We start from the raw sequence: 15,666 nt of genomic DNA on the forward strand, positions 1-15,666 counted from the left end.
CCCGGACGGCCCGCCCCCCGGCCGGTCCACCGGTCGCCCTCCGGCGCGACCACCGAGCGGCTGTGCCCCCGCAGCCGGGAGGAGGAACGCTCCCCATGAACACCGAACTCGACGAACGCCCGGCCTCCGGCGCCGACTCCGGTGCCGATCCCGGTGCCGGGGCGGCCGCGCCCGGCCGCTGGGCACGCGCGCTGCCGCTCGCGGCGGTGGTCGCGGCCCTCGCGGCGCTGCTGCTCGGCGCCCTGTGGCTGTTCGCGCTGAACAGCGACGGGGTGCAGGTCGCGCAGGCCCGCGACGAGGCGCTGCGCGACGCCCGGCAGGCCGTGGTCAACCTCAACACGCTCGACCACGCCGACCCGCAGCGCGGGCTGGACCTGTGGATCCAGTCGTCGGCGGGCTCGGTGCGCGACGAGTTCGTGCAGAACCGCGACGCCTACGCGCAGCTCGTCAGCGAGCAGGGCCGCACCACCTCGGCCGAGGTCACCGACGCCGCCGTCACCGAGGTCGATCCGCGGGCCGGTACCGCGCGGGTGCTCGCCGGCGTCGACGTGACCGTCACCGCGGAGGGCGGCGAGCCCGCCGTGACCCGCCAGCGCATCGAGCTCGGCATGTTCCGGACCGACGACGGCTGGAAGGTCGACGCCCTGGAACCGCTCGTCACGCCCGGCGCAGGCGGCTGACACCGCGCGCCCCGGCGTCCACCCACCGGCGGCCCGACCGGCCGCCCCCGCTCCCAGGTCGACCACCCCAGGAGGTCACCGCATGCCCACCCCCCGTCGCCGCCCCGCGGGTGGCATCCGCCGGCCGCAGGTCGCCGGGCGGCCGCGCACGGCCCGCCCCGGATCCGAGCACGACGAGGACGGCGAGCCCGGCGGTCTCGCCCTCGACGACCGCGCCGCCGATACCGCCCCGGCCGCCCCCACCGCGCCGGCCCGCCCCGCCGACACCGGCCCCGGCCCCGGCGGCCCCGGTAGCCGCGCCGCCGAGGGCAGCAGTACCACCCGGGGCACCGCCGGCCCGGGCAGCACCGGCCCGGCCGACACCGCGGACGACCCGCCGGCCTCCCGGGCGCGCGGCCGGGCCGCCGCCCTGCTCACCGCCCCGGCGACCAGCCGCGGCGCCGCGGCGCTGCTCGCGGTCACCGTGCTGCTGACCGCGGCGGCGGTGTTCTTCGGCGTCTCCTGGTACCGCACCGCCTTCACCGGCTCGGCCGGGAACACCGCACTCACCGACGTCGGCGCCACCGCCCAGGTCAGCGAGCAGGTCACCGAGGCCGTCACCAAGGTCTACTCGTTCGACCACGCCCGGCTCCAGCAGGCCGAGGACGACGCCCGCGCCGTCATCACGCCGGAGTTCCAGCCCGAGTTCGACCGGATCTTCGGCAGCGTCCGTGAGCTCGCGCCGCAGCAGAACGCCGTCGTCACCGCGACGATCCCGAAGTCCGCGGTCGCCCGCATCGACGGCGACGACGCGTCGGTCTACGTGTTCGTCAACCAGGTCATCCGCCGCGAGGACGACGCCGGAGTGCCCCAGGAGGGCGCCGCGGCCGCCCGGCTGCGGGTGGACGCCCAGTTCGTCGACGGCCGCTGGAAGATCTCCGCCATGAACCCGGCCTGAACCCGGCCCGGGCCCGTGCCGCACCCCCGGTGCACGGGGGTGCGGGACGCAGGCGTACCGTTGTCGCCGATCCACCGAAGACCGCAGGTCTGCGCCCCGGACTCGTCCGGAGGCACGAAGGTCCCGGAGCACCGGGCGACCCGCGCAGGAGGACGAGGCGATGCAGGGCGCTCGGCGCCCGCACGATCTTCACGCCCCGTGCCCTGCGCACGGGGCGTTCGTCGTCTCTCGGGGTCCGGGCGGTGGCACACCGCAAGAGCACGAGGACCAACCACCCGAGAGGAGGGCAGCGATGGCACGACCCGACAAGGTCGCGGCGGTCGACGAGATCGCCAACCGGTTCCGCGAGTCATCCGCGTCGGTCGTCACCGAGTACCGCGGGCTCAGCGTCGCCAAGCTGACCCAGCTGCGCCGGGACCTGGGTGCGACCGCGAACTTCCGCGTCGCGAAGAACACCCTGGTCAAGCGTGCAGCAGCGGACGCCGGGGTGCAGGGTCTGGACGACCTGCTCGCCGGCCCGACCGCGATCGCGTTCATCCAGGGCGAGCCCGTCGACGCGGCGAAGGCGATCAAGACCTTCGCCAAGGAGAACCCGGGCCTGTCCATCAAGGGCGGGTACATGGACGGGCGCGCCCTGTCCACCGCCGAGGTGGAGCAGCTCGCGGACCTCGAGTCCCGCGAGGTGCTGCTCGGCAAGCTCGCCGGCGCGATGAAGGCCAACCTGTCGAAGGCGGCGACGCTGTTCAGCCAGCCGGCCTCGCAGGTCGCCCGGCTCGCCCAGGCGCTGGCCGACAAGAAGGCCGACGGCGAGCCCGCCCCGGCCGCGGCCGACGGCGACTCCGCCGAGAGCTGATCTCCACCACCCCCAGTCTGCTGTAGAGAAAGGACGCCATCATGGCGAAGCTGTCCACCGACGAGCTGCTCGACGCCTTCAAGGAGCTCACCCTGATCGAGCTCTCGGACTTCGTGAAGAAGTTCGAGGAGACCTTCGACGTCACCGCCGCCGCCCCGGTCGCCGTCGCGGCCGCCGGCCCGGCCGCCGGTGGCGCCGCTGCTCCCGCCGAGGAGGAGAAGGACGAGTTCGACGTCGTCCTCGAGAGCGCCGGCGACAAGAAGATCCAGGTCATCAAGGTCGTCCGCGAGGTCGTCTCCGGGCTGGGCCTCAAGGAGGCCAAGGACCTCGTCGAGTCCGCCCCGAAGGCGCTCCTGGAGGCCGTGGGCAAGGACGCCGCCGAGGCCGCCAAGACCAAGCTCGAGGAGGCCGGCGCGAAGGTCTCCCTCAAGTGACCTCACGCTGAGCCGGGCGTGCCGCGCACGCCCACTCGCCCGGAGGGGCGGGACCCGGACCGGGTCCCGCCCCTCCGCCGTAGCCGGGCCGTCCGCCCGGTCGGCGCCCGGCAGGTGGTGACGATCATGAAAATCGCCCGGAACGGGCGAGGGGCTACCGGTCGTCCCGGGCATTCGACCGCTCATCGACGGATCGGGGCTTGACTCGGTGCGCCGCGCAGGTCACTCTTGGACAACGATGGTTGCCTGAGTGTTGGAATCGGCGACCTGTCTCGACAGCTGCGTTCTGAGCAGCTATAGTCATTCTTTGCGCTGCCTGCGGCCAGGTTCTGCGCGCTTGCTACCGGGAAGTATCCGGGCCGGGACTGGTTCTGCCAGGCCGACCGCCGGAGAGGGTCCGGCGGAGCGCGTGTGGGGCCCGACCGCGTTCAGCAGTGCCTGACAACAGACGGCGTGCGACGTGGGCCCGCTATCGACCGTCGGTCCGGGGGAGACCCGATCGGATCGAGGGAGACGGTAGCGCTCGCCACCGGCGTACGCCAGACGAGAAGCGCAGTTCTCGGAAGGACGCATCTTGGCTGTCTCCCGCGCCGCCGCGACCACCTCGACCCTCTCCGCTTCGGCGAACCCGAACTACCCCGGCGCACCCACCCGGGTCAGCTTCGCGAAGATCGCCGAGCCGCTGGAGGTCCCGGACCTGCTCGACCTGCAGATCCAGTCCTACGAATGGCTGGTGGGCAGCGAGGCCTGGTTCCAGCGCCGGATCGAGGCCGGCGACGACCTTCCGGTCAGCGGTCTGGAGGAGATTCTCACCGAGATCTCCCCGATCGAGGACTTCTCCGGGTCGATGTCGCTGTCCTTCTCCGATCCCCGCTTCGACGAGGTCAAGGCCTCCGTCGAGGAGTGCCGGGACAAGGACATGACCTACGGGGCCCCGCTGTTCGTCACGGCGGAGTTCACCAACAACACCACCGGCGAGATCAAGTCCCAGACGGTCTTCATGGGCGAGTTCCCGGTGATGACCGACAAGGGCACCTTCATCATCAACGGCACCGAGCGTGTCGTGGTGTCCCAGCTCGTCCGGTCGCCCGGCGTCTACTTCGACCACGCGATCGACAAGACGACCGAGAAGGACGTGTACTCCGTCAAGATCATCCCGAGCCGGGGTGCCTGGCTGGAGTTCGACGTCGACAAGCGCGACACCGTCGGCGTCCGGATCGACCGCAAGCGCCGGCAGCCGGTCACCGTGCTGCTCAAGGCCCTCGGCTGGACCGCCGAGCAGATCGGCGAGCGCTTCGGCTTCTCCGAGACGATCATGACCACGCTGGAGAAGGACAACACCGCGGGGCAGGACGAGGCGCTGCTCGACATCTACCGCAAGCTGCGCCCCGGCGAGCCGCCGACGCGGGAGAGCGCCCAGGCCCTCCTGGAGAACCTGTTCTTCAAGGACAAGCGCTACGACATGGCCAAGGTCGGGCGCTACAAGGCCAACAAGAAGCTCGGTCTGGACATCGACAACTCGGTCGGCACGCTGACCGAGGAGGACGTCGCGACGACCATCGAGTACCTCGTCCGGCTGCACGCGGGCGAGACCACGATGACCGTCGGGGAGAACGAGATCCCGGTCGAGACCGACGACATCGACCACTTCGGCAACCGGCGCCTGCGCACCGTCGGCGAGCTGATCCAGAACCAGGTGCGGGTCGGCCTGTCCCGGACCGAGCGGGTGGTCCGTGAGCGGATGACCACGCAGGACGTCGAGGCCATCACGCCGCAGACCCTGATCAACACCCGGCCCATCACGGCCGCGATCCGGGAGTTCTTCGGCACCTCGCAGCTGTCCCAGTTCATGGACCAGCACAACCCGCTCGCGGGCCTGACCCACAAGCGCCGGCTCTCGGCGCTCGGTCCGGGCGGTCTGTCCCGGGAGCGGGCCGGCATGGAGGTCCGCGACGTCCACCCGTCGCACTACGGCCGGATGTGCCCGATCGAGACCCCGGAGGGCCCGAACATCGGCCTGATCGGGTCGCTGTCGTCGTTCGCCAGGGTCAACCCGTTCGGCTTCATCGAGACGCCGTACCGCAAGGTCGTCGACGGCGTGGTCACCTCGCAGATCGACTACCTGACGGCCGACGAGGAGGATCGCTTCGTCGTCGCCCAGGCCAACGCCCGGCTCAACGACGACGGCTCCTTCGCCGAGGACCGGGTGCTCGTCCGCCGCAAGGGCGGCGAGGTCGACCTGATCTCGCCCTCGGGCGTCGACTACATCGACGTCTCGCCGCGCCAGATGGTCTCGGTCGCGACGGCGATGATCCCGTTCCTCGAGCACGACGACGCGAACCGCGCGCTGATGGGCGCGAACATGCAGCGCCAGTCCGTGCCGCTGCTCCGCTCCGAGTCGCCGCTGGTCGGCACCGGCATGGAGCTGCGCGCCGCGGTCGACGCCGGCGACGTCGTGGTGGCCGAGCAGGCCGGCGTGGTCGAGGAGCTGTGCGCCGACTACATCACCGTCATGGACGACGAGGGGCAGCGTCAGACCTACCGCCTGAACAAGTTCCGCCGCTCGAACCAGGGCACCTGCAACAACCAGAAGCCGATCGTCGACGAGGGCGCGCGGGTCGAGGTGGGCCAGGTGCTCGCCGACGGTCCGTGCACCGAGAACGGCGAGATGGCGCTGGGCAAGAACCTGCTCGTGGCGATCATGCCGTGGGAGGGCCACAACTACGAGGACGCGATCATCCTGTCGCAGCGCCTCGTGCAGGACGACGTCCTCACCTCGATCCACATCGAGGAGCACGAGGTCGACGCCCGGGACACCAAGCTGGGTGCCGAGGAGATCACGCGGGACATCCCGAACGTCTCCGAGGACGTGCTCGCCGATCTCGACGAGCGCGGCATCATCCGGATCGGTGCCGAGGTCCAGCCCGGTGACATCCTGGTCGGCAAGGTCACCCCGAAGGGCGAGACCGAGCTGACCCCGGAGGAGCGGCTGCTGCGCGCGATCTTCGGCGAGAAGGCGCGCGAGGTGCGCGACACCTCGCTGAAGGTGCCGCACGGCGAGAACGGCAAGGTCATCGGCATCCGGGTCTTCTCCCGCGACGACGACGACGAGCTGGCCCCCGGCGTCAACGAGCTGGTCCGCGTGTACGTGGCCCAGAAGCGCAAGATCTCCGACGGCGACAAGCTCGCCGGCCGGCACGGCAACAAGGGCGTCATCGGCAAGATCCTCCCGGTGGAGGACATGCCGTTCCTCGCGGACGGCACGCCGGTCGACATCATCCTGAACACCCACGGTGTCCCGCGCCGGATGAACATCGGCCAGATCCTGGAGACCCACCTCGGGTGGATCGCCAAGACCGGCTGGGAGATCGAGGGCACGCCCGAGTGGGCCTCCCGGATGCCCGAGGAGCTGTACTCGGTGCCCGCCGACACGAAGACCGCGACCCCGGTCTTCGACGGCGCCCGCGAGCACGAGATCACCGGCCTGCTGGGCAGCACGCTGCCCAACCGGGACGGCGAGCGGATGGTCGGGTCGGACGGCAAGGCGAACCTGCTGGACGGCCGCTCCGGCGAGCCGTACCCGTTCCCGGTCGCGGTCGGCTACATGTACATCCTGAAGCTGGCCCACCTGGTGGACGACAAGATCCACGCCCGGTCCACCGGCCCGTACTCGATGATCACCCAGCAGCCGCTGGGCGGTAAGGCGCAGTTCGGTGGCCAGCGCTTCGGTGAGATGGAGTGCTGGGCGATGCAGGCGTACGGCGCGGCGTACACCCTGCAGGAGCTGCTGACGATCAAGTCCGACGACGTCGTGGGCCGGGTCAAGGTCTACGAGGCGATCGTCAAGGGCGAGAACATCCCGGAGCCGGGGATCCCCGAGTCGTTCAAGGTGCTGCTGAAGGAGCTTCAGTCGCTCTGCCTGAACGTCGAGGTGCTCTCCAGCGACGGCGCGGCGATCGAGATGCGGGACGCCGACGACGAGGACCTCGAGCGCGCCGCGGCGAACCTGGGCATCAACCTGTCCAGCCGCCCCGGCTCGGAGTCGATGACCGTCGACGACGTCGTCAACTGACCCTGCCGTTCGACTAGCCGACCTTAAAACGAAGAAACAGAGGACTTACGTGCTCGACGTCAACTTCTTCGACGAACTGCGCATCGGCCTGGCCACCGCCGAAGGCATCCGCCAGTGGTCGCACGGTGAGGTCAAGAAGCCGGAGACCATCAACTACCGCACCCTGAAGCCGGAGAAGGACGGGCTCTTCTGCGAGAAGATCTTCGGTCCGACCCGGGACTGGGAGTGCTACTGCGGCAAGTACAAGCGCGTCCGGTTCAAGGGCATCATCTGCGAGCGCTGCGGCGTCGAGGTCACTCGTGCCAAGGTGCGGCGTGAGCGGATGGGCCACATCGAGCTGGCCGCACCGGTCACCCACATCTGGTACTTCAAGGGCGTCCCGAGCCGGCTGGGCTACCTGCTCGACCTGGCTCCCAAGGACCTCGAGAAGATCATCTACTTCGCGGCGTACGTGATCACCTCGGTGAACACGGAGCTGCGGCACAACGACATGTCCACGCTCGAGAACGAGATGAGCGTGGAGCGCCGGCGGATCGAGCAGACCCGCGACGCCGACCTGGAGGCCCGGGCCCAGAAGCTCGAGGCCGACATCGCCGAGCTCGAGGCCGAGGGTGCCAAGGGCGACGTCCGGCGCAAGGTCAAGGACGGCGGCGAGCGGGAGATGCGCCAGCTCCGCGACCGGGCCCAGCGCGAGCTGGACCGGCTCGACGAGATCTGGACCACCTTCACCAAGCTGGACGTCCAGCAGCTGATCGCGGACGAGTCGATCTACCGCGAGCTGTACGACCGCTACGGCGACTACTTCACCGGTGCCATGGGTGCCGAGGCGATCCAGAAGCTGCTGGAGAACTTCGACATCGAGGCCGAGGCCGAGAAGCTGCGCGAGATCATCCGGTCCGGCAAGGGCCAGAAGAAGCTGCGCGCGCTCAAGCGGCTGAAGGTCGTCGCGGCGTTCCAGTCCACCGGCAACTCGCCGATGGGCATGGTGCTCGACTGCGTCCCGGTCATCCCGCCGGACCTGCGCCCTATGGTGCAGCTCGACGGTGGCCGCTTCGCGACGTCGGACCTGAACGACCTGTACCGCCGGGTCATCAACCGGAACAACCGCCTCAAGCGACTGATCGACCTCGGCGCGCCCGAGATCATCGTCAACAACGAGAAGCGGATGCTGCAGGAGGCCGTCGACGCGCTGTTCGACAACGGCCGCCGCGGCCGGCCGGTGACCGGGCCGGGCAACCGCCCGCTCAAGTCGCTGTCCGACCTGCTCAAGGGCAAGCAGGGCCGGTTCCGGCAGAACCTGCTCGGCAAGCGCGTCGACTACTCCGGCCGTTCGGTCATCGTCGTCGGCCCGCAGCTGAAGCTGCACCAGTGCGGCCTGCCCAAGCAGATGGCGCTGGAGCTGTTCAAGCCGTTCGTGATGAAGCGCCTGGTGGACCTCAACCACGCGCAGAACATCAAGTCCGCCAAGCGGATGGTCGAGCGCGGCCGCTCGCAGGTGTGGGACGTGCTGGAGGAGGTCATCTCCGAGCACCCGGTGCTGCTGAACCGTGCGCCCACGCTGCACCGCCTCGGCATCCAGGCCTTCGAGCCGCAGCTGGTGGAGGGCAAGGCCATCCAGCTGCACCCGCTGGTCTGCGAGGCGTTCAACGCGGACTTCGACGGTGACCAGATGGCGGTGCACCTGCCGCTGTCGGCCGAGGCACAGTCCGAGGCCCGGGTGCTCATGCTGTCGTCGAACAACATCCTGTCCCCGGCGTCCGGCCGCCCGCTGGCGATGCCGCGCCTGGACATGGTGACGGGTCTGTTCCACCTGACCCGCCAGCGCGACGAGGCCGAGGGCGCCGGCAACCACTACGGCTCGTCGGCCGAGGCGATCATGGCCTACGACCGGAAGGTGCTGCACCTCCAGGCGCCGATCAAGATCCGGCTCCCGCAGGTCGTGCCCACCCCGGGTGCCGCTGCCGAGTCGGTCACCGAGGAGGGCGTCTGGACGGCGGAGACGACCCTGGGCCGGGTGCTGTTCAACGAGCTCCTGCCCGCGGACTACCCGTACGTCAACGAGCCGCTGCCCAAGAAGCGCCAGGCCGCGATCATCAACGACCTGGCCGAGCGCTACTCGATGACCGAGGTCGCGCAGGTCCTGGACCGGCTCAAGGACGCGGGCTTCTACTGGGCGACCCGCTCCGGCGTCACCCTCGCCATCGACGACGTCGTGGTCCCCCCGCGCAAGCAGGAGATCCTCGACTCGTACGAGGCGAAGGCCGACCAGATCAACAAGCGCTACCAGCGTGGTGCCCTGTCGCACCAGGAGCGCAACGACGAGATGGTCAAGATCTGGTCGCAGGCCTCCGAGGAGGTCGCGCGGGCGATGGAGGAGAACTTCCCCCAGGACAACCCGATCCCGACGATCGTGCAGTCCGGTGCCGCGGGCAACATGGCCCAGGTCCGCCAGCTGGCGGGCATGAAGGGCCTGGTGGCGAACCCCAAGGGCGAGTACATCCCGCGGCCGATCAAGTCGAACTTCCGCGAGGGCCTGTCCGTGCTGGAGTACTTCATCTCCACGCACGGCACCCGGAAGGGTCTGGCGGACACCGCGCTGCGGACCGCCGACTCGGGTTACCTGACCCGGCGGCTGGTCGACGTGTCGCAGGATGTCATCGTCCGCGAGGTCGACTGCGGAACCGAGCGCGCCATCCCGATGGCGGTCACCGAGGAGACCAGCGACGGGCGGCTCATCCCGCACCGTTACCTGCGCACCTCGGTCTACGCCCGGACCTCCGGCGAGGAGGTCACCGCGCCCGACGGCACGGTCATCGTCCGCAAGGGCGACGACCTCGGTGACCCCGCACTGGACGCGCTGGTCGAGGCCGGCGTGAAGACGATCCGGGTGCGGTCCGCGCTGACCTGCGCGTCGGCCACCGGCATCTGCGGAATGTGCTACGGCCGCTCGATGGCGACCGGCAAGCTGGTCGACGTCGGCGAGGCCGTCGGCATCGTCGCCGCCCAGTCGATCGGTGAGCCGGGCACGCAGCTGACGATGCGTACCTTCCACATCGGCGGCGTGGCCGGCGACGACATCACGACCGGTCTGCCGCGTGTCACCGAGCTCTTCGAGGCCCGGGTCCCGCGCGGCAAGGCGCCGATCGCCGACGTCGACGGCCGCATCCGCATCGAGGACGGCGACCGCTTCTGGAAGATCACGCTGATCCCGGACGACGGCGGCGAGGAGATCGTCTACGAGAAGCTGTCCAAGCGGCAGTGGCTCGGGATGACCTCGGTCGACGGCGTCGAGCGGCCGCTGGCCGACGGCGACCACGTGACGGTCGGCCAGCTGCTCCTCGAGGGCACGGCGGACCCGCACGAGGTGCTGCGCGTCATGGGCCCGCGCGAGGTGCAGCTGCACCTGGTGCGCGAGGTGCAGAAGGTGTACCGCACGCAGAGCGTGGACATCCACGACAAGCACATCGAGGTCATCGTCCGGCAGATGCTGCGCCGGGTCACGATCATCGACTCCGGTGCGACCGAGTTCCTGCCCGGCGCGCTCGCCGAGCGGGGCGAGTTCGAGTCGGAGAACCGGCGCGTGGTGGCCGAGGGCAACGAGCCGGCCTCCGGCCGTCCGGTCCTCATGGGCATCACCAAGGCCTCGCTGGCGACGGAGTCGTGGCTGTCCGCGGCCTCGTTCCAGGAGACCACCCGGATCCTCACCGATGCCGCGATCAACGGAAAGCGCGACAAGCTCGTCGGGCTCAAGGAGAACGTGATCATCGGCAAGCTGATCCCGGCCGGCACCGGCATCAACCGGTACCGCAACATCCAGGTCCAGCCGACCGAGGAGGCCCGCGCGGCCGCCTACGCGCTGCCGAGCTACGACGACGGCTTCTACAGCCCTGACGTGTTCGGCACGGGTACCGGTGCCGCGGTGCCGCTGGACGACTACGACTTCGGCCGCGACTACCGCTAGGTGGTCGTACGCCCCGGGTCCGCGACGGCGGGCCCGGGGCGCCGGAGAGGTCCCGGACGGGGCCGGACACCGCTCTCCCGTGGTGGTGTCCGGCCCCGTTCGTGCGTCCGACCCCCGGCACATCCCGCCCGCGGCGCACCCGGCACCAGGCGTGCGGCGCGGCGACGGGTGTGCGGCGGGTCAGCGAGTGCAGTCGGCGTGCAGGGCGAGGCCGAGCGTGCGGAGCGCGTCGTCGGCCTCGGCGAGGAGGCCGGCGAGGACCGGGAAGGCGTGCCACATCCCGGCCACCCGGGAGTACGTCACGGGCGTGCCGGCGGCGCGGGCCCGCTCCACCAGCGCGTCCGCGTCGTCGACGAGCACCTCCTCAGCGCCGGCCACCACGTGCAGCGGCGGGAGCCCGGCGAGATCGGCGTCGAGCGGGCTGAGCTCGGGCGCCCCGGCGCGGCTGCCGGTGTAGTCGGCGACCGCGGACGCCAGCCACGACGGGTTCAGCATCGCGTCGCTGGACGCGTTGCGGGACAGCGCATCTGCGGTCAGGGTGAGGTCCAGCCACGGCGAGATGAGCCCGACCGCGCCGGGCAGCTCCTCGCCCTCGGCGCGCAGCCGCAGCAGCAGCGACACGGCCAGCCCGCCCCCCGCGGAATCACCGGCCACCGCGATGCGTTGTGCAGGGTGTCCGGCGGCGCGCAGCGCGTGCCAGGCGGTCAGCGCGTCGTCCAGGGCGGCCGGGAACGGGTGCTCGGGCGCCAGCCGGTACGCGGGCACGTGCACCGGCGTCCCGGTGGCCCGGGCCAGGCCGGCCACCAGCGGTCGGTGCGAGGCGGGCGAGCCGACCAGATAGCCGCCGCCGTGCAGGTAGATCACCCGGTGCGGGCCGAACTGCCCGGCCGGCGCGATCACCTCGGTGCGGACACCACCGAGCTCGCCGTGCGTGCGGCGGGTGCCGCGGGGGAGGGGGAGCGAGGCGCCGACGAGGTCGAGTCCGGCGCGCCGGACGGCTACCGGTAGGGTCGGCGACAGGAGCGGCGCGACGAGCGCACGCGTGGCGAATCGGTTGACGGCCGTCGGCAGGTGCATACCGGACGGTAACCGGAATCGCGGGCGGCCGAGAGGCGGCCCGCATCCGGTGCGGCACACCGATCGCCCATCTCCGGCCCGGACGCGCCGAGCGGCCGACGGTCTGCGGCGAGCGGGTGAGTCCGCTTGCCAGGGACCGTCGTCTACGGCAGGGTCCGGGTCAGCAGGTCTCCTCCGGAGCTCATCTCCGGTGGATCAGAGGTCTTCCGAAGCCCCCGGAGGACCCGGAGCGGTGTCCGTGAGGGACCCGCTTTGACCGCCTTCGAGAGGGCCGAGTATCCTCGTGTCTTGCGCTCGACTCCGGTCGGGCGAGTCCGCGTGCCCCGTGGCGTACAGGTCCGAGCCGGTTGTCCCGGCCGGGCCGGCACTGCGTCCCGGTGACGGGCACGGTGGACGTCCCGACAGCCTCCGCGGGGCCCTTCCGGCTTCGAGCGTGCCCGGGGCGACACGCCCGACCTCGGGGATCGGAGCGACGGGCGGCCCGCGAGCAGCGATTCGCCGGAGCCGCTCCGGCGCCCGCCCTCCGGGGCACCGGCAGGGCCGGCAGTGCGAACACAGATGCGAACACAGAACAGCGACGAGCGAGACAGTCGAGCCACCGACGGGAAGAAGCAGACGGTTCATGCCCACGATCCAGCAGCTGGTCCGAAAGGGCCGTGAGGACAAGGTCTCGAAGACCAAGACGGCCGCGCTGAAGGGGAGCCCCCAGCGCCGCGGCGTCTGCACGCGCGTCTACACGACCACTCCGAAGAAGCCGAACTCCGCGCTGCGCAAGGTAGCCCGCGTGCGCCTGTCGAGCGGCATCGAGGTCACCGCCTACATCCCCGGTGAGGGCCACAACCTGCAGGAGCACTCGATCGTGCTGGTGCGCGGCGGGCGAGTGAAGGACCTCCCGGGTGTGCGGTACAAGGTGATCCGCGGATCGCTGGACACCCAGGGCGTCAAGAACCGCAAGCAGTCCCGCAGCCGCTACGGCGCGAAGAAGGAGAAGAGCTGATGCCCCGCAAGGGCCCCGCCCCGAAGCGTCCGCTGGTCTCGGACCCGGTCTACGGCTCGCCGCTGGTCACCCAGCTGGTGAACAAGGTGCTCAAGGACGGCAAGCGTTCGCTGGCCGAGCGCATCGTCTACGCCGCCCTGGAGGGCACCCGCGACAAGACCGGCACCGACCCGGTCGTCACGCTCAAGCGCGCGCTGGACAACGTGAAGCCGGCCCTCGAGGTGCGCAGCCGCCGCGTCGGTGGCGCCACCTACCAGGTGCCGGTGGAGGTGCGCGCCTCCCGGCAGACCACCCTGGGTCTGCGCTGGCTGGTGACCTACTCGGCCCAGCGCCGCGAGAAGACCATGATCGAGCGGCTGATGAACGAGCTGCTCGATGCGAGCAACGGCCTCGGCGCCAGCGTCAAGCGGCGCGAGGACATGCACAAGATGGCGGAGTCGAACCGCGCCTTCGCCCACTACCGCTGGTGACCGGCCGACCGTCGGGCGCCAACTCGCGATCGAGGGAGAGCTGAGCAGTGGCAGCACAGGATGTGCTGACGGACCTCACGAAGGTCCGCAACATCGGCATCATGGCCCACATCGACGCCGGTAAGACCACCACCACCGAGCGGATCCTGTACTACACCGGGATCAACTACAAGCTCGGTGAGGTGCACGACGGCGCCGCCACCATGGACTGGATGGAGGAGGAGCAGAAGCGCGGCATCACGATCACGTCCGCCGCGACGACCTGCTTCTGGAAAGACCACCAGATCAACATCATCGACACCCCCGGGCACGTCGACTTCACCGTCGAGGTGGAGCGGTCCCTGCGGGTGCTCGACGGCGCCGTCGCGGTCTTCGACGGCAAGGAGGGCGTCGAGCCCCAGTCCGAGCAGGTCTGGCGCCAGGCGACCAAGTACGACGTCCCGCGGATCTGCTTCGTCAACAAGATGGACAAGCTGGGCGCGGACTTCTACTTCACCGTCCGCACCATCAAGGACCGGCTGAACGCGACCCCGCTGCCGCTGCAGATCCCGATCGGCTCGGAGAACGACTTCATCGGTGTCGTCGACCTGGTCCAGATGCGCGCGCTGACCTGGCGCGGCGAGGTGGCCAAGGGCGAGGACTACACGGTCGAGGAGATCCCGGCCGACCTGCAGGAGCGGGCCGAGGAGTACCGCACCATGCTGGTCGAGGCGGTCGCCGAGACCGACGACGAGCTCATGGAGCTCTACCTCGGCGGCGAGGAGCTGACCACCGAGCAGATCAAGACCGGTATCCGGGCACTGGTGACCAACCGTGCCGCGTACCCGGTCCTGTGCGGCTCGGCGTTCAAGAACAAGGGCGTGCAGCCGATGCTGGACGCGGTCATCGACTACCTGCCGTCGCCGTACGACGTGCCGCCGGTCGAGGGCTTCCTGACCGACGGCGAGACCGCGGCGAGCCGCAAGCCGTCGAAGGACGAGCCGTTCTCGGCGCTCGCGTTCAAGATCGCCGCGCACCCGTTCTTCGGCAAGCTGACCTACGTCCGGGTGTACTCGGGCCGGGTCGCCGCCGGCGCGCAGATCATCAACTCGACCAAGGACCGCAAGGAGCGCATCGGGAAGCTCTTCCAGATGCACTCCAACAAGGAGAACCCGGTCGACGAGGCCATCGCGGGCCACATCTACGCGGTGATCGGTCTGAAGGACACGACCACCGGGGACACGCTCTGCGACCCGCAGAACCCGATCGTCCTCGAGTCGATGACCTTCCCGGACCCGGTCATCCAGGTGGCCGTCGAGCCGAAGTCGAAGGCGGACCAGGAGAAGCTCTCCCTGGCGATCCAGAAGCTGGCCGAGGAGGACCCGACGTTCCAGGTCTCCCTGGACGACGAGACCGGCCAGACGATCATCGCCGGCATGGGCGAGCTGCACCTCGAGGTGCTGGTCAACCGGATGAAGTCCGACTTCAAGGTCGAGGCGAACATCGGCAAGCCGCAGGTCGCCTACCGGGAGACCATCCGGCAGCCGGTCACCAAGTACGAGTACACGCACAAGAAGCAGACCGGTGGCTCGGGCCAGTTCGCCCGCGTCATCATCAGCCTCGAGCCGCTCACCGGCGGCGACGGTGCGCTGTACGAGTTCGAGAACAAGGTCACCGGTGGTCGCATCCCGCGGGAGTACATCCCGTCGGTCGACCAGGGTGTCCAGGACGCCATGCAGTACGGCATCCAGGCCGGCTACCCGGTGGTCGGCGTGAAGCTGACGCTGCTGGACGGGCAGTACCACGAGGTCGACTCCTCGGAGATGGCCTTCAAGGTCGCCGGTTCGATGGCGTTCAAGGAGGCGGCCCGCAAGGCGAGCCCCGCCATCCTCGAGCCGATGATGGCCGTCGAGGTCATGACGCCCGAGGACTACATGGGCGACGTCATCGGCGACCTCAACTCCCGCCGCGGCCAGGTCCAGGCCATGGAGGAGCGGGCAGGCGCCCGCGTCGTCAAGGCGCTCGTGCCGCTGTCCGAGATGTTCGGCTACGTCGGCGACCTGCGGTCGCGGACCCAGGGCCGGGCGAACTACACGATGGTCTTCGACTCCTATGCGGAGGTGCCGCAGAACGTGGCCAAGGAGATCATCGCGAAGGCGACGGGCGAGTAAGAGCTCCCCACGGGAAGGGCTGCGGCCCGACCTGC

10 protein-coding genes are annotated in these 15,666 nt (G+C 70.2%); 9 read left to right on the forward strand and 1 reads right to left on the reverse strand.

The features are described 5' to 3' along the window. Window positions 1–95 precede the first annotated feature (95 nt). The 6 genes from ABZ881_RS14855 to ABZ881_RS14880 all read left to right on the forward strand — a co-directional run bounded on the left by ABZ881_RS14855 (window position 96) and on the right by ABZ881_RS14880 (window position 10,937). Entirely contained in the window at window positions 96–680 is a 585-nt protein-coding gene (locus tag ABZ881_RS14855) for a hypothetical protein (protein WP_358484906.1), read from the forward strand. An 82-nt stretch (window positions 681–762) separates the two neighbouring features. After that, entirely contained in the window at window positions 763–1,617 is an 855-nt protein-coding gene (locus tag ABZ881_RS14860; RefSeq protein WP_358484907.1) for a hypothetical protein, read from the forward strand. Between the two features lie 292 nt (window positions 1,618–1,909). Beyond that, window positions 1,910–2,470, forward strand: a complete 561-nt coding sequence (gene rplJ / locus ABZ881_RS14865) for a 50S ribosomal protein L10 (RefSeq protein WP_358484908.1) — start codon at window positions 1,910–1,912, stop codon at window positions 2,468–2,470. 41 nt (window positions 2,471–2,511) lie between these two features. After that, on the forward strand, window positions 2,512–2,904 hold the full coding sequence (gene rplL, locus ABZ881_RS14870; protein ID WP_344028818.1) for a 50S ribosomal protein L7/L12: 393 nt from the start codon (window positions 2,512–2,514) through the stop codon (window positions 2,902–2,904). A gap of 574 nt (window positions 2,905–3,478) precedes the next feature. Then, complete coding sequence (locus tag ABZ881_RS14875; RefSeq protein WP_344028820.1) at window positions 3,479–6,976, forward strand: DNA-directed RNA polymerase subunit beta; 3,498 nt, start codon at window positions 3,479–3,481, stop codon at window positions 6,974–6,976. A gap of 49 nt (window positions 6,977–7,025) precedes the next feature. Further along, on the forward strand, window positions 7,026–10,937 hold the full coding sequence (locus ABZ881_RS14880) for a DNA-directed RNA polymerase subunit beta' (protein ID WP_344028823.1): 3,912 nt from the start codon (window positions 7,026–7,028) through the stop codon (window positions 10,935–10,937). A 180-nt stretch (window positions 10,938–11,117) separates the two neighbouring features. Here ABZ881_RS14880 and ABZ881_RS14885 read toward each other — a convergent pair whose 3' ends face one another. Continuing rightward, window positions 11,118–12,014 carry an alpha/beta hydrolase gene (locus ABZ881_RS14885; protein ID WP_358484911.1) on the reverse strand — a complete coding sequence of 299 codons (897 nt, stop codon included), beginning with the start codon at window positions 12,012–12,014 and terminating at the stop codon, window positions 11,118–11,120. A gap of 622 nt (window positions 12,015–12,636) precedes the next feature. Here ABZ881_RS14885 and rpsL point away from each other — a divergent pair. From rpsL to fusA, 3 genes are read left to right on the forward strand one after another with little or no spacing between them, the layout of a single operon-like run. After that, entirely contained in the window at window positions 12,637–13,011 is a 375-nt protein-coding gene (rpsL, locus tag ABZ881_RS14890; RefSeq protein WP_020622943.1) for a 30S ribosomal protein S12, read from the forward strand. After that, on the forward strand, window positions 13,011–13,481 hold the full coding sequence (gene rpsG / locus ABZ881_RS14895; protein WP_344028829.1) for a 30S ribosomal protein S7: 471 nt from the start codon (window positions 13,011–13,013) through the stop codon (window positions 13,479–13,481). Before rpsL ends, rpsG begins: the two co-directional genes overlap by 1 nt. A gap of 47 nt (window positions 13,482–13,528) precedes the next feature. Next, window positions 13,529–15,631, forward strand: a complete 2,103-nt coding sequence (fusA, locus tag ABZ881_RS14900; RefSeq protein ID WP_358484915.1) for an elongation factor G — start codon at window positions 13,529–13,531, stop codon at window positions 15,629–15,631. Window positions 15,632–15,666 lie beyond the last annotated feature (35 nt).

This window comes from Pseudonocardia sp. NPDC046786 (genome assembly GCF_040645415.1).
In the GTDB taxonomy this organism is placed as follows: Bacteria; Actinomycetota; Actinomycetes; order Mycobacteriales; family Pseudonocardiaceae; genus Pseudonocardia; species Pseudonocardia kongjuensis.